The organism is Pseudomonas sp. ES3-33, assembly GCF_000952175.1.
In the GTDB taxonomy this organism is placed as follows: Bacteria; Pseudomonadota; Gammaproteobacteria; order Pseudomonadales; family Pseudomonadaceae; genus Aquipseudomonas; species Aquipseudomonas gregormendelii.
In genome coordinates this window covers 96,670-119,357 of record NZ_JZRI01000034.1, presented here as the reverse complement: position 1 = coordinate 119,357, position 22,688 = coordinate 96,670, and the positions used below count along the sequence as shown (strand labels likewise).

Below are 22,688 nucleotides of genomic sequence, written 5' to 3'. Positions count from 1 at the left end.
AGATGTGTATAAGAGACAGGATTTATATTGGTTTTTTAAGATTGTTTATGTTCGAGTGGGAGTAGGCTGATTCGCAACTATTTGATTTTTATCTAAAAAATAAGAATAGATAGTGATGTTTGCTACGTTGTCAATGGCGTTTTTAATGGCGCACATCGTAAGTATTTGAGAGCGCTAGATCGATACCATGTCCCGGATAAGGAATGCCGACATGGTATCGAGAACGCTTAGCCGAGCAGATGTCAGCAGTAACTGTTTGCCAGTCTCCACTTCGAGTAACTCTCCGCACGGAAGCCTTGGCCATCGATCTGTTTGGTCACGATATTGCCGTTGCTGACCACGGCGAGCACCTTTTGATTGCCGTCCCCATGTTCACCCCAGGCTTGCCGTTGATAGCGGTCTAGGTGGTGCAACCACCCGGCGCTGATGCCGCCAACACAAGTGTAGTGCCGTACAGTCCGTTGCGTAGATCGTTCATTCCCTGCTTTCTTTTGCTGATGGGTTACCGGCGGCCTTCACACACCGGCGATTCGCCGATGCGGCCTTCCTTGCACAGATCAATGTTATCTGTGCGCTTGAAACCGGAGTCTTTCATGCAATAAAACTGCGTGAGTACCTCGTCAATAGGCGTCGTGTCCCCCGTCCCTGTCAGGTTGGTATAGCCGCATGCGGTCATAGCGCTCTTGACACCCTCTTGCGAGACCCCGCTTTTTTTCCAATTGGTAAATTCCGGCGGCGGCGGTTGAAAGCCCCTACCTGTGCAGCCGATCAGTAACAACGCGCAAAAACTCAACAGCAGGTTCCTGGTAAACATGGCGTCTTCCCTGATGGTATGACTCGGAAAGCATGTGATACGCCGTCGTCTGACTCTTTCTAGACAGGTCTGCGCATTCCCACGCGGAGTGTGCGAACAATCATTACCGGCGGCCTTCGCACACCGGCGATTCGCCAATGCGGCCTAGCTTGCACAGGTCGAGATTATCCCTGCGCTTGAACCCTGCGTCCTTCATACAGTAGAACCGCGTCAGCACAACATCAATCGGCGAGGTGTCTCCCGCGCCATGAAGATTGGTATACCCGCAAGCACGCATGGCGTTGTCGACGCCCGATTGGGTTACCCCCTTTTTCTACCACAGTGTGTAGTCCCCGGGTGGCGGTTGAAAAGGGGTACAGCCCCCAACTACTGCCAGAAGGCTCAGGCCCAACAACTGATTTCGAGTCAGCAACATCACATTCTCCATGTCCATGAGCGCCCCGGACTGTGCCCTGTTGACCCAATATTAGCGCTGCAGAGCGCTAACGTAGCGAGGAAAAATACTGTGTAGGCGGTTTACCCAGGGCTTTCTTGAACATCGTGATGAAGGCATTAACAGAGTCATATCCCAGAATGCCCGCCACACGCTGCACGGATACCCCCTCCGCCAAATGGCTCAGCGCGATCATCAAATGCAACTGTTGGCGCCAGCGTCCGAAGCTCAGCCCGGTCGTGCTTTCTACAAGCCTGGCCAGCGTTCGTTCACTGGTTGCAAGACGAGTGGCCCACTCGCGCAACGTGGTTCGGTCGCCTGGATCTGAGAAGAGCGTATCCGCGATTTGTTTGATCTTGGGGTGGTCTGATATCGGCAAATGCAACTCTTTCAGCGGAGCATCGGAAAGCTGCTCAAGCAGCACTGCAACCAGCCGCGCTGTCTTGCCCTCGGAATGGTAAGCAGGTTCCTGTTCAGCGAGATGCAGGATCATCTCCCGAACAAGGGGCGTAATGGCAACCGTGCAGCATTCTTCAGGCATGGCTGCCGCACCGGGCTCAACGAACAGAAAGCAGGTCCGGGCGTTTCTGGTCACTCGGCAACTGTGCGGCGTGCCGCCCGGGATCCATACGGCGTGCTGGGGAGGGACAAGCCAGAGTGCATTTTGCAGCTCACAGCTCACTGCGCCATGCAAAGACAGGATCAGCTGGCCTTTACGATGATCATGCGGGCGGGCACCCGAATCATTGAGGTCAGGCGCAACCTTGAGGGCAATCGCTGCCTGGGCGAAAAGATCTGAATCGAAATCTTCCGGCGAGGAAACGATATTTTTTGAGCTTGGCATAATTTAGGTATCTAGTGTCTTGATATCTATATTATACAGTTCTGAAGTTCTCTACAGTTGTCTTCTTTCAAGAGGACAGATAAAGAATATGTCAAATACAAAAAACAAGTGGCATGCCATCGCGCTCGTCGCAGGCATTCTGCTTATTGCCGTGAACCTGCGCGTTCCCTTTACCAGCATCGCGCCCGTTTTGCCGCTGATCCAGAATGATTTTGGCTTGAGCGCCTCAGCTCTAGGCCTGCTTACTTCACTGCCATTACTTGCCTTTGCAGCCTTCTCCCCGCTCAGCGCATCGGTCGCCCGCAGGTTCGGCATCGAGCGCACGCTTTTCGGTGCACTGTTGGTCATTTCAGCGGGCATCCTGCTCCGCTCCGCAGGCAGCGCGTGGGCGTTGTACGCCGGTACGATATTGATAGGCACTGGGATCGCCCTGGGCAACGTGCTGCTGCCCGGCCTTATCAAACGCGACTTCTCGACAAAAATGGCGTCCATGACCGGCGCTTATTCCATCACGATGGGCGCAGCGGGCGCTGTCGGTTCAGCCGTAATAGTTCCGCTGACCCAATCATGGGGATGGCCGATTGCCCTGAGTTTGTTGGTCGCAGCCCCGTTGTTGGCGCTGGTGGTGTGGCTGCCGCAGTTGAAAAAACACGAACACGTAAATCTGTCCGGTCCGAAACAAGCGCCAACCGTGGCCGTCTGGCGTTCGCCGCTGGCATGGCAGGTCACACTGTTCATGGGGCTGAACGCGATGCCTTTTTATGTCGCCGTCGGCTGGCTGCCGACCATTCTGATGGACCATGGCATATCCCCGGAGCAAGCAGGCACGGTACACGGCACGCTTCAACTGACCACGGCCATTCCCGGCTTGATTCTGGCGGCCACGCTTCGCCGTCTCAAAGACCAGAAACTGGCAGCCGCTACCGTCAGCCTGTTAACCGCCTCATCCCTGATCGGGCTCATTTACGCGCCAGACTTCGCCATGTTGTGGGCCGCGTTCCTGGGCTTCGGCTCTGGTGCCAGCATGATGCTCGGCCTGACCTTCATCGGCCTGCGCACAAAAAATGCCGGTGACACGGCGGCACTGTCAGGAATGGCGCAGTGCGTCGGCTACCTGATGGCAGCCGCAGGCCCCTTGCTGCTAGGCCAACTGCACGACTGGACCGGTGGCTGGACAGCACCGCTGCTGATCACAGCCGCAATCTCCGTAGCCGGCGCATTCATCGGAATGCTGGCCGGGCGCAACGTTCAACTTGAACCTGCTGAATCATCGTCGCGAACAAGACCAGCAATCCAGTCAGCGAATGCGCTCACAGCTGGCGATAGAAAGCGCTGATGCGGGTATAGCAGGTGCACAGGAACCGATGCGGGCTGCCAGTCAGCAAGTACTTCAACCAGCCGCCCTTTTCGCAGATGCTCGCTGACCACGTTCTCAGCGAGCTGCACCAGCCCTAAACCTTCAAGGCACATTTTGATGTAAAGCCCAGTCTCGTTGACAGCCGCTGTGCCGTTCACCGGGACTGAGATTTTTTCGGTGCCACGGGCAAAGCGCATTTCACCTGCTTGCCTTGCACGGCCCGAGAAGTAATGAATGGCCCGGTGGTGAGACAAATCTTGCGGATTTTGCGGAGTACCGTTCTCTTCGAGATAGGCGGCAGACGCACAGGTCACCCAGCGAAACCGACCGAGTGGGCGCGCAACGAGCGTTGAGTCATCGAGCTCGCCTGTACGAATAACGCAATCGACACCCTCTTGAACCAGATCAACCTGCCGATCGTTGACGCCTATCATCAGGTAGATATCCGGGTAGCGCCTGTAGAAGTCTTGCAGGTTTGGCATGACGATGAAGTGTGCAATGCCACCCGGCATATCGACACGCAAACGCCCCTGTGGCCGTTTTACGGAATCCGTCAGGCTGGTCTCTGTGTGTTCGATCAGCTCCAATATTTCCCTGCATTGCGCCAGATATTGAGCGCCCTCATGCGTCAGGCTGACCCGTCGCGTTGTTCTGTTCAGCAGGCGCACCTGCAAGTACTTCTCAAGATTTTTGACGCTGCTGGTAACTGTCGAGGCCGGCAGAGAGAGCGTCTGCGCCGCCTGGATAAAGCTTTCTGCTTCAGCCACACGAACGAAAACCTGCATCGCTTGAATACGGTCCATGACTGTTAGCAGCCTCAAAGCAGTGATCGGGGGAAGTCGTTATTATTCGTAAATATTGAATAATAAAAACAGTTTAACCATCTTTTTCCCGTAGTACCGCATTGCGTACATTGCTTCCAACGAAATTTGAAGAGGTGTACAGAAAATGGCTGAATATAACCGCAGCATCGTGCAGGCCCCGGCCGCTCCGGCCGCCCGCACCCTTATCCGCGGCGCCACTGTGCTGAGCATGGATGGTGATATCGGCAATCTGGCGCGCGGCGATATCCTTATCGAAGGCAGCACCATCACGGCCATAGGTGAAAACATTGAGGCCGGCGACGCTGTTGTTATCGAGGCATCCGGCATGATTGCCATGCCCGGCATGGTCGATACGCATCGTCACTCCTGGGAGGGCCAACTGCGTCGAATCAATCCGAATGCCGAAACCCTGGAAGATTACTGCAACGCCACGCACTTCTCGTTCGCCAAATACTATCGCCCGGCTGACATGTATATCGGCAACTTGCTGACTGCGCTGGGCTGCATCGATGCCGGCATCACCACCGTGGTCGATAACTCGCACAACAGCCGCACCGGCTCGCACTCCGATGCTGCGGTAGAGGCGCTGCTTGATGCTGGTATCCGATCTGTACACGCCTCTGGTGCGCCAGTTTCCGGTGAGTGGGACAAAGCCCACTGGCCCGGCAACCTGGAGCGCCTGCAGGAAAAATACGTCAAGAACGGCGACAATCCACTGCTCTCGCTGGCGGTGATGGCGCAGCTGGAGCCTGAGCTATGGGCTGAAGCCCGGCGCTTGGGGCTGCCGATCATTACCGAATTTTTCGGCGGGGACATGGCAGCTGAGTTGGAGGGTTTGCATCGCGAGGGTCTGCTGCGCCCCGATAACATCTTCAACCACTGCACAGCGCTGCCGGACGCCGGCTGGAAAATCCTTCGCGAGGCTGGCGTGCGGGTCAACGTATGCCCGCGTTCAGATGCCCACTACGGCATTGAATATGGAATGTTCGCCATGCAGTCGGCCCAGCGTCACGGCATCAGTCCGGGGCTGAGTGTCGATAACGAAACCTCCTACAGCGGTGACATGTTCATGGAGATGCGGGTGGCGTTCTACCTGCAGCGCGTCATGGGCATGCACCAGCAGCGCTGCTGCGGCGCAGAACATCATCCGGTGACCCTGCCTGCTCATGGCCTGCTCAAAGCCGCCACTCTCGACGGCGCTACCTGTGCCGGATTGCAGGACAAAGTCGGCAGCCTGGCCCCCGGCAAACAGGCCGACCTGATCCTTATCAATGCGCAGGACATCAACCTTTACCCGTCGGGTAACGCATTCGGCACCGTGGTACACGCGGCCGAACGCAGCAATGTCGACACGGTCATGATTGGCGGGCGCATCGTCAAGCGCGGCGGCAAGGTGCTGGGCGTGGACAGCGAAAGGCTGCGTGCAGCAATCGACGAATCCCGTGAGCATCTGTTTGCTGCCGCAGGCTACCAGCCGGATATTTTTGCCGAGACATTTATGCCGCTTGAGTCAGCCAAGTAAGGAGACGCGAGATGAACGCAGCCTACTACCTGCTGGCCATCGCCGCAGGGCTTGGCATAACCCTGCAGACCACGCTGAATGGTCAACTCGCTAAAGGGGTGGGTGGAGATTCCGTAGCGGCGGCGCTGTTCTCATTTACTGCCGGTGCGGTATGCCTGGGCGTCTTTTCATTGATGCGCGGCGGGATAGTGGCCTCACTGGCGGCTATACCTGCCCAGCCCTGGTGGAGCCTGCTGGGCGGTCTGCTGGGTGCCGGTGCCTTGCTTAGTTATGTGGTGCTTGCGCCAAAAATCGGTCTGTCAGCCCTGCTGGGCCTCGCTATCGCAGGGCAGATTGTCTCGTCACTGGTTATCGATCATTTCGGAATGATGGGGGCATCGGAAAGGCCGGTGTCTCTCGTCAAGTTGGCCGGGTCGATGGTGATGCTCGCAGGCTTGGCCATCGCCCTGTTCGGTGACAGGTGGTCAGCGCTGTTCTCCAACTGACTGCCTTGTTTACCCCATCCTGTTTCGTAGGACGCAACCATGTTTAAAACCCTAACCGACACCACCAGCCTCCTTGGCGAGTGCCCTATCTGGTGTGAAAGAACGGAACGCCTGTTCTGGACCGATATCCCAGGTTGCGAACTGCTTGCTCTGGACCCCGAAAGCGGCGAAGTGCAGCGTTGCTCCCTGCCAGAGCCGCTAGGGTCATTTGCCCTCACGGCAGACGAAGACATATTGCTGATGGGACTGGCATCCTGCCTGGGCTACTACAACCTGAGCACCGGTCGTTTCAGCAAAATCACAGCCACCCCTGGCGTGGCAGGAACCCGGATCAATGATGGTCGCTGCGACCGTATGGGAAACTTCGTATTCAGCACTATGGACACCGGCGAGCCGGTGCAAACCATAGGCAGATTTCACCGGCTCAATGCCGCGACGCTCGAGACAGAAACGCTGGACCTTCTCGAAGTGGCGATCCCGAACAGCATCTGTTTTAGCCCGGGCGGTTCCACCATGTATTACGCGGACTCCCTGCAAGGATGCATTTTCTGCTGTGATTACCCGTCGCTAGAAAACCAGCGTGTATTCACTACAGTCAACGGTCAGGGTGCTCCAGACGGTTCTTGTATTGATGCGCAGGGTTTTCTCTGGAATGCGGAATGGGGCGGTAGCAGAGTCGTGCGTTACGCGACTGACGGCAAAGTTGACAGCGTGATCGACTCCCCGTGTATTCAGACCACTTGCCCGGTGTTAGCGGGACCTGATTATGAAACGCTTTACTGCACCAGCGCACGGATAGGGCTGGATAAGCCGGCAGATTTCGATGGCACGCTGATAAAAGCCGAAGCGATTGTCGCTGCGGGACTTCCAGAAGAACGATTTACAGGGCTACTGAACTGAGTAGCTAAGCGTCAGCTCTCGGCAGCCTTTGCCCCGAGAGAGGCTAATCCGACTTCTTGAACGGTTTACTGTGCATGGCATTTTTCATGGTTGTTTAATTATCCAATGTCTGAAAGCTCTGTTTTATAAAGTTTTTTTCGATCAATTGATAATAGAGTGGGAATGATTGGACGTCCGGCATTGTCCGGCACCAACTAGCAAGAAATGCCCTGAAGCCCGCGTAATTGCGGGCTTTTGGCTTTTTGGGTCTGGCAAATTCTGGCAGCTTTGTGCATCAGCCTGAAACAACAAAGCCCGCCAATGCGGGCTTTGTTGTTTCAGGCGAAGACGTTGATCAGAAGTCGTAACGCACGTTCGCAGTGAAGGTGTCGGCGTCGAAACCACTGCTGGTCAGGTAGTTGTACGTTCCTCCCACACTCCACGCACCCACGCGGTAGTTCGCGCCCACTCCCAGCTCATAGCTGTCGCGCGCCGGTGTCGCGCCTGTGGTGGTGAACGGGGTACCGCCGAGCACGAAAGTGGAGGTGGTGGCGGCCTTGTCGCCGATGAAATCGTGCCAGGCCATCAGCTTGGCTTGCGGTTCCAGGCTGCCCACACCTACGTCAAAAGCAGCTGCCAGACGGGCACCCAGGCCCATTTCGCCGATTTCATAGCGCTGGCTGCCGACGTCGAGGGCGGCTGAGCTACCTTTTTCACGGTACGAATCCATCGATACGTTGGCATAGCGCGCACCGATCTGTGGTTCCAGCAGCCACTGCTTGTCGAGCTGGAAAGTATAGCCAGCCAGTGCGTTGACGCCGAAGATCTCACTGTCGTAGTCGGCTTTGGCGCGGGTACCGGCGATGTAGCGTTTGGACTCGTTGTCGTTCCAGCCATACATCAGCGAGGTGTCGACAAAGAAGTTGTCACGAGCCCAGTTGCCGTACAGCGTCAGTGCATGGCCGCTGACGTCGGTTTTTTTGCCCAGATCGGATTTGACGTCGCTGGTCAGGTAGCTGTAAGCCAGGCCCACCGTGGTATCGGCGTTGAGCTTGCCGTCGGCACCCACGGCGATGCCGTTGGTATTTGCGTCGTAGCCGTCGACACCATGGCGGGTGTCCTGGTTGGCATCGCTGGACAGTGCTTGCATCCATACGCCTTGTTCTGCCAAGACGTCACCGGAGGACAGACCGCTACGCGCTTTGCTGGCGCGGCGGTTGATGGCACTTGCGACCAGGTTCTGGCTGTTGGTGGCGGCGTTGATGACTCCACGGCTGACGTCCGGGGTCAGAGTTTCGGCAAGTTTGGCCAGGTCTTCACTGGTGGCTGCGTTGGCGAAACTCTGGAATACCGGGTCGCTTTCGTCCATCTGGCCCATGACCGTGTTCTTGACCGGCTTGATGGCGTTTACCGCGTTGCCCGAACCACTGGCACCCTGCAGGTCTTCCGTGATCACCTCATCACTGCGGGTGGCAACCAGTGCTTTCACGTCCTGGCCTTCAATGCCGAAGTTCCTCACCTCAAGCAGCGCCGATGAGGAAACCACGGACAGATTCTGCGGGTCTTCCCAAGTGCCAGAGTTGATGAGGGTGTAGCGCGTGCCCTGGGCTGACGTGCGGAAGTCGTCGGTTCGAGCCTGCAGTTCGATCTGGCTACCTGGAGAGAAGAAAGTATTACCGGTGACTTTCAGGATCGGCGTATTGGGCAGTGTGTTGTTATCCAGCAGCAGGCGCAGGCGCGCTGTTTCGCTGTCCATGTCGAGGTCGCCCACGATCGTAGTCTGCGGGCGAAGCAGCGTCAGGCGGCCACCGTCGATATCGACGAAACCGGCGCGGATGGTCGAGCCATCGAACATCGCGTCCCCTTGTACCAGTACACCACTCAGGCCCAGCAGGTCACCCTTGACCTGGCCACCTTGCCAGTAGAAATACGAAGGGGAGGCATTGTCGTCCGCCAGAATTGCTGCAGTGCCGCCTTCGATCAGGCCGCCTGTCTGCCTGATGGATAGGGTGTTGAAACCGCCGGAGGTGTCAAGACTGCGAAAGCGGATACCGACCCCGTCAGCGGAGATAGTCCCGCTGTTGTTGATATCGCTCTGGAAGGGAGCGCCTGTCATCTGACCGGTAAAGCGTGCCTCTTCGATGTCGATACCCACAGAGTCGATGCCGCGCGCGGTGATAGTGCCCGAGTTATTGATGCGCGCCTGGGTCGAGGTTATCAGCATGCCTTCGGCTTGTTCGCCAGCCACAGTGATGTTGCCGTTGTTGTTCACTTCACCTGCGATCTTCGCCAGATACAGGTCCAGGCCGACGACGGCGTTGCCGCTCACCGTAATGTCGCCATTGTTTATCAGGTCGCCACCGACGTTGGAATTGAGGGTCATGGCGATACCGGACGGGAAGTCGGTGGGGTTCGCAGCCGTCAGGTTAATTTTGCCCTGGTTGACCAGGTTACCCGCCAGGGTCACGTTGATCAGCTCTACACCTGCGTTTTGCGACGTCCCGGTGAAGGTGGCGTTATTGAAAACATCACCGGAGCTGCTGTATGCCCCTGTGCTCAGGTCGTGGTTGAAGTCGGGTGCGGGTGCGGCATGGACCGTGGCAGTAGTAGTCGCGACGGACAGCGCCAACAACGAGCGGCGCAGGTGGGAAATGTTCAAGGCAGTATCCTTACAGGGCAGAAACCGGCAGGGAACAACCCACGCGTCAGCGTCTGTTTTAGGCATCCCTGCCAGCTTGTCAGTGAAGTGCTGATTCAAGCGCGCTCAAATTTACACGATGCTTGTAGGATAATTCATCAAAAAAAGAACAAATGACGAGAAAATAGCTAAAAAATGTGACGCTACAGTTGTTTGTTTAGGCTTTTCGGGGTTATTCAGCAATAAATGGAACTTTAGGGTCGCAGTTGCGGTCGCGCCCGGGTCAGGCCCCAGGGGGATAGGATTCGGATGTTTTAAACGAACCTGCCCACCCTGAGTTTCATGATTTTAATGTGCCAACGGAGTGTTAGCCCATCGGCTCCATGTCGCTTCCCACCCCTTATCATGGCTTACTCTTAGTACATGGACGCACTGGGAGAGCGGCGAGCCAAGCGCCTGTTGGTACCTGTCAGCTAAACTACCTGGAATAATCAGGTCTGCTTCTGCGATGAGATGACGCTGGGGTAATAGGGCGAGTCGATTACGATAGTCCAGCGGATCCAGTGAACCGTTGAGTGGCGACAGTCCTTTCATCTTCGCCCACAGACGTGGACTGAGATTGCCAGCAAGGGTTTGCACCTGGGTAACATCATTGCGCTGCGCCGCTAACAATAATGCGAGAGCGGCGCCACCTGAATACCCCACTAGTTCGAACTCCCTATTGCCATATCGCTGTTTTAATTGATCCAGCGCCTGGCTGAGGCGGGTGACCACTTCCTGAGAAAATCGTCGATTGGTCCAGAGTGCTGATTGACAGGCTGCGGCCATGACGAACTGGCAGGGGCGTGCCAGGTACGTATTCGGTGTCGGATCATCGACCGCCAACCGTGGCACTAACAGATTGTGTGGGCTCGGATCCAGGCTGGGTTGAGTGGCCGTCGCCCAGGAATGGCCATCGCCTTCCAGGTAGACACGCAGGCGAGTCATCTTTTCTGCAGTTTGCGGCGCAAGTAACAAGAGGGGGAAGGCGTGTCCCGGCAGGACCTCCAATTGTCGGCCGTGCTCATCAGCCAGTTGTTGCAGTGCCTCGCGCGGCGATTGGCAGGCGATGAGAAGCGCGCTGATCGTCACCATCCAGGCTTTAGAGAGGCCGGTGCGACAGCAAGGAAAGTATCTACTCATCATATGTCATAGTGCACCATTGCCAATGGAGGCCTCGGCAGGTTACACCAGTGTGGTGCCGTACAGTCCGTTGCGCAGATCGTTCATTACCTGCTTTCTTTTGCTGATGGGTTACCGGCGGCCTTCGCACACCGGTGATTCTCCGATGCGGCCTTCCTTGCACAGGTCAATGTTATCTGTGCGCTTGAAACCGGAGTCTTTCATGCAATAAAACTGCGTGAGTACCTGGTCAATCGGCGTCGTGTCCCCCGTCCCTGTCAGGTTGGTATAGCCGCATGCGGTCATAGCGCTTTTAACACCCTCTTGCGAGACCCCGCTTTTTTTCCAATTGGTAAATTCCGGGGGAGGCGGTTGAAAGCCCCTTCCCGTGCAGCCAACCAGTAACGCAGCGCAAAAACTCAACAGCAGGTTCCTGGTAAACATGGCGTTCTTCCTTATGGTTTGACTCGGGTTAATGTGAGACGCCGTAGGGTGAATCTCTCCAGAAGGGCTTGCAAGCGGTCCTGCCATCGTCATAGCAGCTGTGCGCTGTTTTATCGCCGTCCAGTACGTCGGTCATTGGATCTTGAGTAAATATTATAAGGTCAGTGTGGTATCGACAGAGCGGTCAATTCCACAGCAGCACCGATAGAGTACAAGGAACTTTTACTCTGCAAATGGCTCCATACAGTCCTTCTTTTAGACGGTTCAGGGATTGAATGAAAATTTCTTTGGCGTTTCCGTTAGCAATCACTTTCGCTCTTATCATGACGGGCTGCAGCAGCCGTGAGTCGGGTGACCTTACTTCAGAGCCGGTAGTTCCACTGGACATGAATGACCATCAAGCAAGCGTGACTTTCCGTACAATAGGCGGCGAGGGTGATCGTCCTGTCAGTTATACCTACGGGTATGCCAATGCTGGATTTGTGAGCGCGGGTGAACGGGTTTATGACTCTGCTTACTTCAAGCGTGTACCGGCTTATCTGAAGAAAATCGCAGGTGGTACTGACAGCATCAGTAAGCTGGTCGAGGCGGACAAAACTATGTACGTGCAAGGGGAGGTCAAGGACAAACCGTTTACCTTTAACGGTATTCCCATGCCTACGCCGTTCGACAAGGAGCAGCCTGTTGCGCAGCAATTCACGCCGCAAGCCAAGAGGAATTATGTGGTTGAAACCGTGATCGCCGACACCTGGGTCATGAACGTGTACGAAGTCTCCGCAACGGGTGAACGCAAAACCATTGGCGTTCCAAAAAGAGATGCCGGCGCAAACTGACCGCGCAGGGATCTTGGAGAGGCAAAGATCTTTTTCGGCTAGGCCCGCCTCCGGCTGCGGCCATCCGCCGCGCCGCCCTTACTGTTTCTCAACTGCAGGTGTATCGTATTCGCCTTTTACCGGCCCCCGGGCCGGTGCAGATAAGTGAGGTAGCTGAGTTCATGTCCTTTACCCGTCGCCAAATTCTCGGTGGCCTGTCCGGTCTTGTTGTCGTTGGTCTCGGAGCGGGTGGCGCCTCGCGGTACTGGCTGGGCAAGATGGCTGACGCCGACGCGGGTCATGACTACGAATTGATCGCGGCGCCACTGGACGTCGAACTGGTCCCTGGGCACACCACCCAAGCCTGGGCGTTCGGCCCTTCGGCGCCGGGCACCGAGTTGCGCGTGCGCCAGGGCGAATGGCTGCGAGTGCGTTTCATCAACCACCTGCCGGTCGCCACGACTATTCACTGGCACGGCATCCGCCTGCCGCTGGAGATGGACGGCGTGCCCTATGTGTCGCAGCTCCCGGTTCTGCCGGGTGAGTATTTCGACTACAAGTTTCGTGTCCCCGATGCCGGCAGCTATTGGTATCACCCCCACGTAAACAGCAGCGAAGAACTTGGCCGTGGCCTGGTCGGTCCGCTGATTGTGGAAGAGCGCGAGCCTACCGGTTTCAAATATGAAAAGACCTTGAGCCTGAAGAGCTGGCACGTCGATGAAGAGGGCGCGTTCGTTGCGTTCAGCATCCCTCGCGAAGCGGCCCGGGGTGGCACCGCAGGGCGCTTGTCGACCATCAACGGAGTGTCCCAGGCGGTGATCGATTTGCCCGCCGGGCAGATCACCCGCGTGCGCCTGCTCAACCTCGACAACACCCTGACCTATCGACTGAACATTCCCGGCGTTGAAGCGCAGATCTACGCGCTGGATGGCAACCCTATCGAACCGCGCCCGCTGGGCAAGGAGTACTGGCTCGGCCCGGGCATGCGCATTTGCCTGGCGATCAAGGCGCCTGCCGCGGGTGAAGAGTTATCCCTGCGCAACGGCCCGGTCCGCCTGGGGACCTTGCGCTCGGTGGCCAACACCGACGCGCCGAGCCAATGGCCCCCCGCACTGCCGCCCAACCCGGTGGCCGAGCCGGACCTGGCCAATGCCGAGAAACTCAACTTCAATTTCGAATGGGTGGGCTCGGTGTCGGTCAACGTCGATAACGGCAAGCCGCCCAGCCTTTGGCAGATCAATGGCCAGGCCTGGGACATCACCGATAAAACCTGCGCCGACCGGCCGATTGCCAAGCTCGAAAAGGGCAAGAGCTACATCTTCGAACTGAAAAACATGACCCAGTATCAGCACCCGATCCACTTGCACGGCATGAGCTTCAAAGTGATTGCCTCAAACCGTCACAAGGTCATTCCGTACTTCACGGACACCTACCTGCTGGGCAAGAACGAGCGCGCACAGGTCGCCCTGGTGGCGGATAATCCCGGCGTGTGGATGTTTCATTGTCATGTGATCGACCACATGGAAACCGGCCTGATGGCCGCCATCGAGGTGGCGTGATGCGGCAGATTCGCCCTGCTGCGATCATCGATCGCAGCCGTGACCAGGATTTCATGCGCGAGGCGCTGGCCCTCGCGGCCCAAGGCGCGGCATTGGGAGAGGTGCCCGTCGGTGCGGTGCTGGTGCAGGATGGAGAAATCATCGGTCGTGGCTTCAATTGCCCGATCAGCGGCAACGACCCCAGCGCCCATGCGGAGATGGTCGCGATCCGCGCTGCGGCATTGGCCGCCAGCAACTACCGCCTGCCCGGCAGCACGCTCTACGTAACCCTTGAACCATGCAGCATGTGCGCGGGGTTGATCGTGCATTCGCGGATTGCGCGGGTGGTGTACGGCGCCCTGGAGCCCAAGGCGGGGATTGTGCAGAGCCAGGGGCAGTTCTTTACCCAGGGTTTTTTGAATCACCGGGTGGTGTTTGAAGGCGGGGTTTTGGCCCAGGAGTGTGGCGCAGTGCTGAGCGAGTTCTTCAAGGCGCGCCGGGCCAAACCCTAATCACCAATCCCCTTGTAGGAGCGAGCTTGCTCGCGATGGTCGTCAACGAAAACGCTGGGAGCCTGATTCCCCACGGCGCTCTCGAGTTCATCGCGAGCAAGCTCGCTCCTACAGGGGGAAGTTTATTTGCGGGCTACGATGACGGCACGCATCGGCGCCGGCAGGCCTTCGATCGTCTTGCTGTGATCCTCTGGATCAAGGAAATCGTTCAACGACTGATACTTCATCCACTGCGTCCCGCGCTGTTCCTCGACAGTGGTCACGCTCACATCCACGCACTTCACTTCGGTGAAACCGGCGCGGCGCAACCAGAGCATAAGCGCCGGAACCGACGGCAGGAACCATACATTGCGCATCTGTGCGTAACGGTCTTCGGGTACCAGCACCTGCTGCTGATCGCCTTCGATCACCAGCGTCTCCAGCACCAGTTCGCCACCCTTGACCAGGCAATCCTTCAGCGCCAGCAAATGCTCGATCGGCGAACGGCGGTGGTAGAACACGCCCATCGAAAACACCGTGTCGAAGCCTTCCATGTTCGGCGGCAGGTCTTCGAACGGAAACGGCAGGTGCCAGGCATTCGGTTCGGACAGGTAACGCTGCACGGCCTGGAACTGGCAGAAGAACAGCCAGTTCGGATCAACGCCAATCACACTGTCGGCACCGGCACCGAGCATGCGCCACATGTAGTAGCCATTGCCGCAGCCGACATCGAGGATGCGTTTGCCCTTCAAATCCAGATGCGGCGCAACCCGCGACCACTTCCAGTCCGAGCGCCACTCGGTGTCGACGTGCACGCCGAACAAATCGAACGGCCCCTTGCGCCACGGTGACAAACCCATCAGCGCCGTGCGCATCTGCGCGCGGGTGTCGTCGTCGCAATCGGTGTCCAGGGTCAGGCCGTTGAGCAAATCGACTTCACTCGGCTGGATCTTCGGCAAGGCGTCCAGCGCGCTTTGCCAACGCTCCAGATCGCCATGGCCTTTTTCCATTTTCTTGTCGAGCTGGGCTTGCAGCGTGTTGGCCCAATCGGCCAGCGGGGTGCCAGCGAGACGGCGGGCGAGGGGAGACAAATCAATCATGGCAATGCAATCAACGAGGCAAAGTTAAGACACTGGAACCACGGCACGACTTTCGAGAACCCGGCCGCGAGCAGGCGCTCCCGGTGTTCTTCGAGGCTGTCGGGCTTCATGACGTTTTCGATGGCGCTGCGCTTCTGGGCAATCTCCAGCTCGCTGTAGCCGTTGGCGCGCTTGAAGGCGACGTGCAGGTCGGTGAGCAGCGCATGTTCTTCAGGATCGTTGAAGCGCAGTTTTTCCGACAGAATCAGCGCGCCTCCTGGAACCAGAGCCTGGCGGATACGCGCGAGCAGCGCGGTGCGCTGCTCCGGGGCGATGAATTGCAGGGTGAAGTTAAGTGCCACCACCGAGGCCGGCTGGAACTCGAGTGCCAGGATGTCGCCTTCGATTACCTCCACCGGCAGCAACTCCTGAAACATCGAGTCCTGGCCGTTGAGGTATTCGCGGCAGCGTTCAACCATGGCCACCGAGTTATCCACAGCGATCACGCGGCAGCCGTCCGTGCGCACGTGCCGGCGCAACGCCTGGGTCACGGCACCGAGGGACGAGCCCAGGTCATAGAGCACGCTGTCGGGCTGGGCAAACTGCGCGGCGAGCACCCCGAGATTCTCGACGATGGTTGGGTAACCCGGCACCGAGCGCTTGATCATGTCCGGGAAGACCCTCACCACATCCTCGTTGAAGGCGAAGTCAGGCACCTGGGCCAACGGCTGGGCGAAAAGGCGATCGGGTTCTTTGCTCACGGCGGTTCCAGCGGCATGGGTGGAAAAGGCCGGCATTTTAGCCAACTTGGCGCGCTGATGCGCGGGTTGTCTGATAAACCGTAAATCAAAAGATCGCAGCCTGGCAGCTCCTACCTTGCAACGCGATCCCCTGCAGGCGCTGCCGCAGGCTCGGGTCGCGTGCGGACGATTTTTTTCTCAGGCGCGGCGCGGTTCGGTGGCGAACGCCGAAGCCGCAATCCCCCACTGCCCCAGCCAATAGCTCAGGATGATCACATACGGCGCCGCCTCGAACGGCATCACGAAGCGACTGATGCCGATCACGCTGTCGGAAAACACGAAGGCCACTGCGCCGGCCGCCGCCAGCATGGCCGAACGTTGCGGCACATCGGTGCCCAGGCGGGCCAATGCGCGCCAGAGCATCGTGCTGATCGCCAGGCCGTAGACAATCACCGGGATCAGCAAAGGCCCCAAACCACTGGCAATCAGAATCCCCAATAACAGGGCACCGACAACCAGGGCCAGGATCAGCGGCATTACCGCCAACCGGCGGCAATCACTCAGATACGCCTTCAAGTACGCCAGATGCGCGACCAGAAAGGCCCCGAGACCAAAAACGAACAAATCCATCGGCCACGCCAGCAACACATCGCCCAGCAGGGAGAAAATCAGGCCGAGGCTGATCCAGCGGCGATATTCACTGGGCGGCGCATCATGCAACCAGCCGAGCAGGGCCAGTATTGGCAATGGCTTGACCAGCAGACACAGCAGCGTGGCATGCACGCTGAGGCCGTACAGGAACGTCACCGCGCCCATCAGCGCCAGAATCAGCCAGCCCATGGTCAGTTCACCGAGATCGCGCAGTCGAAGGTGTCTACCGGCAACACCTCAGGTGCCCAGGGTTGCTGGGAGGTCAGGCGCAGGCGTCCGGTGCCGGTGGCGAAGGCCTGGAAGCGCCAGGTCGAAATCCCGGCGGAGCCGACGATGCCGGCGTCTTCAGGGTTGCTGTACACCTCGGGGCCGAGGGCGTGCAGCACGCCGCCAGCCGAGTCCTGAATCGCCCAGCGGTAGCCCGTGGTCGGGTTGCTGGGCAGCGTCACAATCAGGTTCTGCCCGTTATGCAGCTTGGCCGGGCATTGGCTCTGTTTTTCCACGGTCAGGTTCTGGCCCGGTTGCGAGGAGCAGGCGGCAAGCAGAGCGAGGCTCATGGGAACAAGCAGGCGAATCGGGGACATGGGCTCAACGGCTCCGGCGGTGACGACGAACGGCGAGCATAACTGAAGATGAGACAGAGTGTGACAGTCGCTCGGAGGCGACCAGGAAGAGGGCGGCGTCACTGCCGACGCTATCGCGAGCAAGCTCGCTCCCACAGGTTTGTCGCAATCCCTGTGGGAGCGAGCTTGCTCGCGAACGGTGTTGCAGGCGCGATCAGAACAATATCTTCGCCACATCCGCAAAACGCTTGGCAAAGTGCACGGTGATCCCTTCCTTCAGGTACTCCGGCAACTCCTCAAAGCTCCCGCGATTGGGCTCCGGCAAGATCAATTCGAAAATCTTCTGCCGACGCGCCGCAATCACTTTCTCGCGCACCCCGCCAATGGGCAGCACGTGCCCGGTCAAGGTCAGTTCACCGGTCATTGCCACGCCTTTTTTCGGCGGCTGGTTGCGCGCCAGGGACAGCAGGGCGCTGGCCATGGTGACACCCGCGCTCGGGCCGTCCTTGGGCGTGGCGCCCTCTGGAACGTGCAGGTGCACAAAGGCTTCGTCGAAGAACTTCGGATCGCCGCCGAAAGACTTCAGGTTCGAGCTCACGTAGCTGTAGGCAATCTCTGCCGATTCTTTCATCACATCGCCCAGTTGACCGGTGAGCTTGAAGCCACGGTTGAGCGTATGGATGCGGGTTGCTTCGATCGGCAAGGTCGCGCCGCCCATGCTGGTCCAGGCAAGACCGGTAATGACACCCGTACCGGAGAGCACTTGCTCGTTGCGGAACACCGGGTGACCGAGGGAGGCTTCGAGGTCTTTCGGGCCGAGCTTGATCACCGCTTTGGGTTCGTCGATCAGCTTCACCACCGCCTTGCGCACCAGTTTGCCCAGTTGTTTTTCCAACTGGCGCACCCCGGCTTCACGGGCGTAGCCATCGATCAACGCTTTCAGCGCGCTGTCGCTGATCGACAGGCTGCCCTTGGAGACGCCGGCTTTTTCCAGCTGCTTGGGCCACAGGTGACGCTTGGCGATGGCGATTTTTTCTTCGGTGATGTAGCCCGACAGGCGAATCACTTCCATCCGGTCCAGCAGCGGGCCGGGAATTGAATCCAGGGTGTTGGCGGTGCACACGAACAGGACTTTGGACAGGTCCATGCGCAAGTCCAGGTAATGGTCGAGGAATTCGACGTTCTGTTCCGGGTCCAGGGTTTCCAGCAGCGCCGAGGCCGGGTCGCCCTGGTAGCTCTGGCCCATCTTGTCGATCTCGTCGAGCATGATCACCGGGTTCATCACTTCGACGTCTTTGAGCGCCTGCACCAGCTTGCCCGGTTGTGCGCCGATGTAGGTGCGCCGGTGGCCCTTGATCTCGGCTTCGTCGCGCATGCCGCCGAGGCTGAAGCGATAGAACGGACGACCCAGGGACTCGGCGATGGATTTGCCGACACTGGTCTTGCCCACACCGGGCGGCCCGACCAGCAGCACAATGGAGCCACTGATTTCGCCTTTATAGGCACCCACGGCGAGGAATTCGAGGATGCGGTCCTTGATGTCGTCCAGGCCGGCGTGGTGTTTGTCCAGTACCTTGCGGGCGTGCCTGAGGTCCAGTTTATCCTTGCCGTAGACGCCCCAAGGCACCGAGGTCGCCCAGTCGAGGTAGTTGCGGGTGACCGCATACTCCGGCGAGCCGGTTTCGAGAATCGACAGCTTGTTGATTTCTTCGGCAATGCGCTTCTGCGCCTGAGCCGAGAGTACTTTGCCTTCCAGGCGCTGTTCGAACTGTTCGATGTCGGCGCTACGGTCGTCCTTGGTCAGGCCCAGCTCCTGCTGGATGACCTTCAACTGCTCCTTGAGGAAGAACTCGCGCTGGTGTTCGCCAATCTTGCGGTTCACCTCGGCGGAGATTTCTTTCTGCAGGCGCGCGACTTCGACTTCCTTGCGCAGCATGGGCAGGACTTTTTCCATGCGCTTGAGCATCGGCACACAGTCGAGCACTTCCTGCAGCTCGTTGCCGGTGGCGGAAGTCAGGGCGGCGGCGAAGTCGGTCAGGGGGGATGGATCGTTGGGGCTGAAGCGATTGAGGTAGTTCTTCAGCTCTTCGCTGTACAGCGGGTTGAGCGGCAACAGTTCCTTGATCGCGTTGATCAGCGCCATCCCATAGGCCTTGACCTCGTCGGTCGGCTCGGTGGGCTGGTGCGGGTATTCGACTTCCACCAGATAAGGCGGGCGGTGGTGCTTGAGCCAGGTGCGAATGCGCACGCGGGTCAGGCCCTGGGCGACGAACTGCAGTTTGCCGTTTTCGCGGCTGGCGTGATGCACCTTGACCAGCGTGCCGTAGAGCGGCAGCGCCGAGGTGTCGAAATGGCGCGGGTCTTCCTGGGGCGTGTCCATGTAGAACAGGGCCAGGGAGTGATGCTCGGATTTGCTGACCAGATCCAGGGTTTCCGCCCAGGGTTCTTCATTGACGATGACCGGGAGTACCTGGGCCGGGAAGAAGGGGCGGTTGTGGATCGGGATGATGTAGACCTTGTCCGGCAGGTTCTGGCCGGGGAGTGCGAGGCCTTTGCCGGTGGAGTGGTGCTCGGCGTTCTCGGGGTCCGCGTACTCGCTGGGGTCTTCGGGGAATTCTTGCTGGTCGCTCATGGGGCACCTGCGCAATGGGATATGGGTCTTAGATGGGGCAGGTGGGGGGTGGTTTCAATGGCGAGGGATATTTCAGGGTATGTGTTCAGTGTTTTGACAGCATGGAGTCTTCGAATGCCGGACAAAATCCCGGGGCACAAAAAAGGCGACCCCCTCACAGGGGTCGCCTTTCGTTTAACCGCCGCTAATACTTACTCGGACAGTTTATAAGCAATTACGTAGTCACCCTGCTTGGTGCCCAGCGAGCCATGACCGCCGGCCATGACCAGCACGTACTGCTTGCCGTCCTTGCCGGTGTAGGTCATCGGCGTGGTTTGCGCGCCGGCAGGCAGGCGGCCTTCCCACAGCTGCTTGCCGTTCTTCACGTCGTAGGCACGCAGGTACTGGTCGAGGGTGCCGCTCAGGAAGCCCACGCCACCGGCGGTGACGAAGGTCCCGCCCAGGCTCGGAACGCCCATGCTCAGCGGGATCGGTACTGGCGAGCTGTCACGCACGGTGCCGTTCTTGTGCTTCCACAGGACTTTCGAGGTGGTCAGGTCGATCGCTGCCACGTAGCCCCAGGCCGGTGCCTGGCACGGCAGGCCCATTGGCGACAGCAGGGCTTCGAGGACGACGCCGTATGGCGCGCCTTTGTTTGGCTGCACGCCTTCGGTTTCGCTTTTACGCGGGCCTTGGGCAGCGATTTCGGCGGCCGGGATCATTTTCGATTTGAACGCCATGTAGCTTGGGTTCACGAAGGCGATCTGGCGCACCGGGTCAACCGAGATACCGCCCCAGTCGAACACGCCGAAGTTGCCTGGATACACGATCGAACCCTGCAGCGATGGCGGCGTGAACGGGCCGTCGTAGCGCATGGATTTGAAATCGATCCGGCAGATCAGTTGATCGAACGGGGTCACGCCCCACATGTCACGCTCCTGAAGCGGTGGTGGCATGAGGTTCAGGTCGGATTTGGGCTGGGTCGGCGAGGTGTGGTCACCTGCAACAGCGCCTTGCGGTACCGGCACTTCGTTGATCGGCACGATCGGCTTGCCAGTGCTGCGGTCCAGTACGTAGATGCTGCCCTGCTTGGTGGAGGCGAGCACCGCTGGCTTGACGCCATCAGCGGTTTTCAGGTCCATCAGGGTAGGCTGGCCACCGACGTCCATGTCCCACAGGTCATGGTGGGTGAACTGCATGTGCCAGCGCACCTGGCCAGTGGCGATATCCAGTGCGGTCAGGCCGGCAGCGTGCAGTTCCGACTCAGGAGTACGATCGCCACCGAATTGGTCCGGGGTCTGGTTGCCCATTGGCAGGTAGAGCATGCCGAGTTTTTCGTCGACCGCGAACATCGACCACATGTTTGGCGAGTTGCGGGTGTAGACCTGGCCTTCGGCAATCGGTGTGGTGTCGTCGGGTTTGCCGCTGTCCCAGTTCCACACCAGCTTGCCGGTGTGCACGTCGAACGCGCGAATCACGCCGCTTGGCTCGTCGGTGGAAACGTTGTCGGTGACGTGACCACCAATCACGACCAGGTCTTTGGTGACGGCGGGTGGCGGGGTGGAGTAGTAACCGCCGGCATTGAAGCCGCCGATGTTGGCGCTCAGGTCGACCTGGCCACCGTTACCGAAGTCTTCGCACATCTTGCCGGTGTCGGCGTTCAGGGCGATCAGGCGGGTGTCGGCAGTTGGCAGGAAGATGCGACGCGGGCAGGCGTTGCTGGCCGGCGCCGGGCTGGCAGTACCGGTCGGGCTTTGCTCGGAAGCGTAGACGGCGTCGTCGTGATACGACACGCCGCGGCAGGTCATGTGCGCCCAACCCTTGAAGTTCGCCGCGTTCTGCGTGGAGAGCTTCGGATCGAAACGCCAGATTTCCTTGCCGGTGTCCGGATCAAGAGCGATCACCTGGCTGTGCGGCGTGCACACATACAGCATGCCGTTGACTTTCAGCGGGGTGTTTTCCGCAGTGGTCTCGCCTGGATCGTTCGGCCCCGGGATGTCACCCGTACGGTATTCCCAGGCCGGAACCAGTTTGTGAACATTTTCCGGGGTGATCTGCGCCAATGGCGAATAGCGATCGCCGTGAGCGCTACGGCCGTAGGAGTTCCAGTCACCGTCCGGCATGGCCGGGGCGGTGTTGGCCATGCCCGGCACGCTGTCGCGGTCCAGTTGGCCCTTGATTTCACCCGGGTTGGTGAACTGGCTGGCCAGTGCGGTTGCACCGGCGATCACCACGGCCACGGCCAGAACGCCAGTGGTCATGGGGCCCGTGCCTTCGCGCAACATCGGACGGCGGAACCACGGCAGCAACATGGCGATGCCCAGGGCAAACAGCAGCGCCAGGCGTGGCACCAGTTGCCACCAGTCCAGGCCCACTTCCCACAGCGACCAGACGGTGCTGGCGAACAGCACCAGTGCGTACAGGCTCAGCGCAGCACGTCGTGCAGCGATCAGCAGCGCGCCGGTCAGCGTCAGGCCAATACCGGCCAGCAGGTAGTAAAGCGAGCCGCCCAGCATGCTCAGCTTGATTCCCCCGGCCAGCATGGCCAGGCCCATTAGCAAAAGCAGAATGCCGAGCAGAGTCGGCAATAGACGGCTTCGACTCAAAGCACCATCAGTGCTCATAGTGTGGTTCTCCGTGACGTTTTAAGTAGTCCCGCGCAAGTTCACTGTAGATGACGATCTGGCGTGGGCATGGTTCAGATAAAAAACGGCCCTCTGTAGGAGCGAGCTCGCTCGCGATGGTCGTTAACGATGACGCTGGGTGTCTGGTGCCCTGCGGTGTTCTCGGGTCCATCGCGAG

Annotated in this window: 19 protein-coding genes and 1 pseudogene; 7 read left to right on the top strand and 13 right to left on the bottom strand. The window is 58.8% G+C overall.

Annotated features, from left to right (window positions below; genetic code table 11):
* Positions 1–502: 502 nt before the first annotated feature.
* The 3 genes and pseudogenes from UB23_RS04155 to UB23_RS04150 all read right to left on the bottom strand — a co-directional run bounded on the left by UB23_RS04155 (position 503) and on the right by UB23_RS04150 (position 2,091).
* Positions 503–814, bottom strand: coding sequence for a hypothetical protein (locus UB23_RS04155; RefSeq protein ID WP_045058059.1), 312 nt, complete (start codon positions 812–814; stop codon positions 503–505).
* A 103-nt stretch (positions 815–917) separates the two neighbouring features.
* Positions 918–1,229: pseudogene (locus tag UB23_RS30115) on the bottom strand (hypothetical protein).
* Between the two features lie 67 nt (positions 1,230–1,296).
* Entirely contained in the window at positions 1,297–2,091 is a 795-nt protein-coding gene (locus UB23_RS04150) for an AraC family transcriptional regulator (RefSeq protein WP_045058058.1), read from the bottom strand.
* Positions 2,092–2,179: 88 nt separating this feature from the next.
* Between UB23_RS04150 and UB23_RS04145 the strand changes: the two genes are divergently transcribed.
* On the top strand, positions 2,180–3,427 hold the full coding sequence (locus UB23_RS04145) for an MFS transporter (RefSeq protein ID WP_045058057.1): 1,248 nt from the start codon (positions 2,180–2,182) through the stop codon (positions 3,425–3,427).
* Here the strand turns inward: UB23_RS04145 and UB23_RS04140 are convergent.
* Positions 3,340–4,251 carry a LysR family transcriptional regulator gene (locus UB23_RS04140; RefSeq protein ID WP_045058056.1) on the bottom strand — a complete coding sequence of 304 codons (912 nt, stop codon included), beginning with the start codon at positions 4,249–4,251 and terminating at the stop codon, positions 3,340–3,342. The genes UB23_RS04145 and UB23_RS04140 overlap by 88 nt on opposite strands.
* A gap of 145 nt (positions 4,252–4,396) precedes the next feature.
* Between UB23_RS04140 and UB23_RS04135 the strand changes: the two genes are divergently transcribed.
* From UB23_RS04135 to UB23_RS04125, 3 genes are read left to right on the top strand one after another with little or no spacing between them, the layout of a single operon-like run.
* The gene (locus UB23_RS04135) at positions 4,397–5,794 is read left to right on the top strand and encodes an amidohydrolase family protein (RefSeq protein ID WP_045058055.1); all 1,398 of its coding nucleotides are present in this window, start codon (positions 4,397–4,399) and stop codon (positions 5,792–5,794) included.
* Positions 5,795–5,805: 11 nt separating this feature from the next.
* The gene (locus tag UB23_RS04130) at positions 5,806–6,279 is read left to right on the top strand and encodes a DMT family transporter (protein WP_045058054.1); all 474 of its coding nucleotides are present in this window, start codon (positions 5,806–5,808) and stop codon (positions 6,277–6,279) included.
* Positions 6,280–6,318: 39 nt separating this feature from the next.
* Positions 6,319–7,179, top strand: coding sequence for an SMP-30/gluconolactonase/LRE family protein (locus tag UB23_RS04125; RefSeq protein ID WP_045058053.1), 861 nt, complete (start codon positions 6,319–6,321; stop codon positions 7,177–7,179).
* A gap of 334 nt (positions 7,180–7,513) precedes the next feature.
* Here the strand turns inward: UB23_RS04125 and UB23_RS04120 are convergent, their stop codons facing one another.
* The 3 genes from UB23_RS04120 to UB23_RS04110 all read right to left on the bottom strand — a co-directional run bounded on the left by UB23_RS04120 (position 7,514) and on the right by UB23_RS04110 (position 11,401).
* A complete protein-coding gene (locus tag UB23_RS04120; protein ID WP_045058052.1) occupies positions 7,514–9,817 on the bottom strand; it encodes an autotransporter family protein in 2,304 nt (767 codons plus the stop codon).
* A 327-nt stretch (positions 9,818–10,144) separates the two neighbouring features.
* The gene (locus tag UB23_RS04115) at positions 10,145–10,981 is read right to left on the bottom strand and encodes an alpha/beta hydrolase (RefSeq protein WP_082069120.1); all 837 of its coding nucleotides are present in this window, start codon (positions 10,979–10,981) and stop codon (positions 10,145–10,147) included.
* A 108-nt stretch (positions 10,982–11,089) separates the two neighbouring features.
* Positions 11,090–11,401 (bottom strand): hypothetical protein, encoded by a 312-nt coding sequence (locus UB23_RS04110; RefSeq protein WP_045058051.1) that lies wholly within the window; start codon positions 11,399–11,401, stop codon positions 11,090–11,092.
* 275 nt (positions 11,402–11,676) lie between these two features.
* Between UB23_RS04110 and UB23_RS04105 the strand changes: the two genes are divergently transcribed.
* The 3 genes from UB23_RS04105 (at position 11,677) to tadA (ending at position 14,263) form a co-directional block, all read left to right on the top strand.
* Positions 11,677–12,234, top strand: coding sequence for a hypothetical protein (locus UB23_RS04105; protein WP_045058050.1), 558 nt, complete (start codon positions 11,677–11,679; stop codon positions 12,232–12,234).
* Between the two features lie 161 nt (positions 12,235–12,395).
* Positions 12,396–13,772, top strand: coding sequence for a multicopper oxidase family protein (locus tag UB23_RS04100; RefSeq protein WP_045058049.1), 1,377 nt, complete (start codon positions 12,396–12,398; stop codon positions 13,770–13,772).
* Entirely contained in the window at positions 13,772–14,263 is a 492-nt protein-coding gene (tadA, locus tag UB23_RS04095; protein WP_045058048.1) for a tRNA adenosine(34) deaminase TadA, read from the top strand. The genes UB23_RS04100 and tadA overlap by 1 nt, the downstream gene beginning before the upstream one ends.
* 122 nt (positions 14,264–14,385) lie before the next feature.
* On the opposite strand, the gene cmoB is transcribed toward tadA, so the two are convergent.
* The 6 genes from cmoB to UB23_RS04065 form a co-directional block, all read right to left on the bottom strand.
* On the bottom strand, positions 14,386–15,342 hold the full coding sequence (gene cmoB / locus UB23_RS04090) for a tRNA 5-methoxyuridine(34)/uridine 5-oxyacetic acid(34) synthase CmoB (protein WP_045058047.1): 957 nt from the start codon (positions 15,340–15,342) through the stop codon (positions 14,386–14,388).
* Positions 15,339–16,118, bottom strand: a complete 780-nt coding sequence (cmoA, locus tag UB23_RS04085; RefSeq protein ID WP_177328525.1) for a carboxy-S-adenosyl-L-methionine synthase CmoA — start codon at positions 16,116–16,118, stop codon at positions 15,339–15,341. The genes cmoB and cmoA overlap by 4 nt, the downstream gene beginning before the upstream one ends.
* A gap of 141 nt (positions 16,119–16,259) precedes the next feature.
* The gene (locus tag UB23_RS04080) at positions 16,260–16,901 is read right to left on the bottom strand and encodes a lysoplasmalogenase (RefSeq protein ID WP_045058046.1); all 642 of its coding nucleotides are present in this window, start codon (positions 16,899–16,901) and stop codon (positions 16,260–16,262) included.
* A 2-nt stretch (positions 16,902–16,903) separates the two neighbouring features.
* Positions 16,904–17,296, bottom strand: a complete 393-nt coding sequence (locus UB23_RS04075; protein ID WP_045058045.1) for a protease inhibitor I42 family protein — start codon at positions 17,294–17,296, stop codon at positions 16,904–16,906.
* Between the two features lie 193 nt (positions 17,297–17,489).
* Complete coding sequence (lon, locus tag UB23_RS04070) at positions 17,490–19,907, bottom strand: endopeptidase La (protein ID WP_045058044.1); 2,418 nt, start codon at positions 19,905–19,907, stop codon at positions 17,490–17,492.
* 191 nt (positions 19,908–20,098) lie between these two features.
* A complete protein-coding gene (locus UB23_RS04065; RefSeq protein WP_045058043.1) occupies positions 20,099–22,510 on the bottom strand; it encodes a glucose/quinate/shikimate family membrane-bound PQQ-dependent dehydrogenase in 2,412 nt (803 codons plus the stop codon).
* Positions 22,511–22,688: the final 178 nt, after the last annotated feature.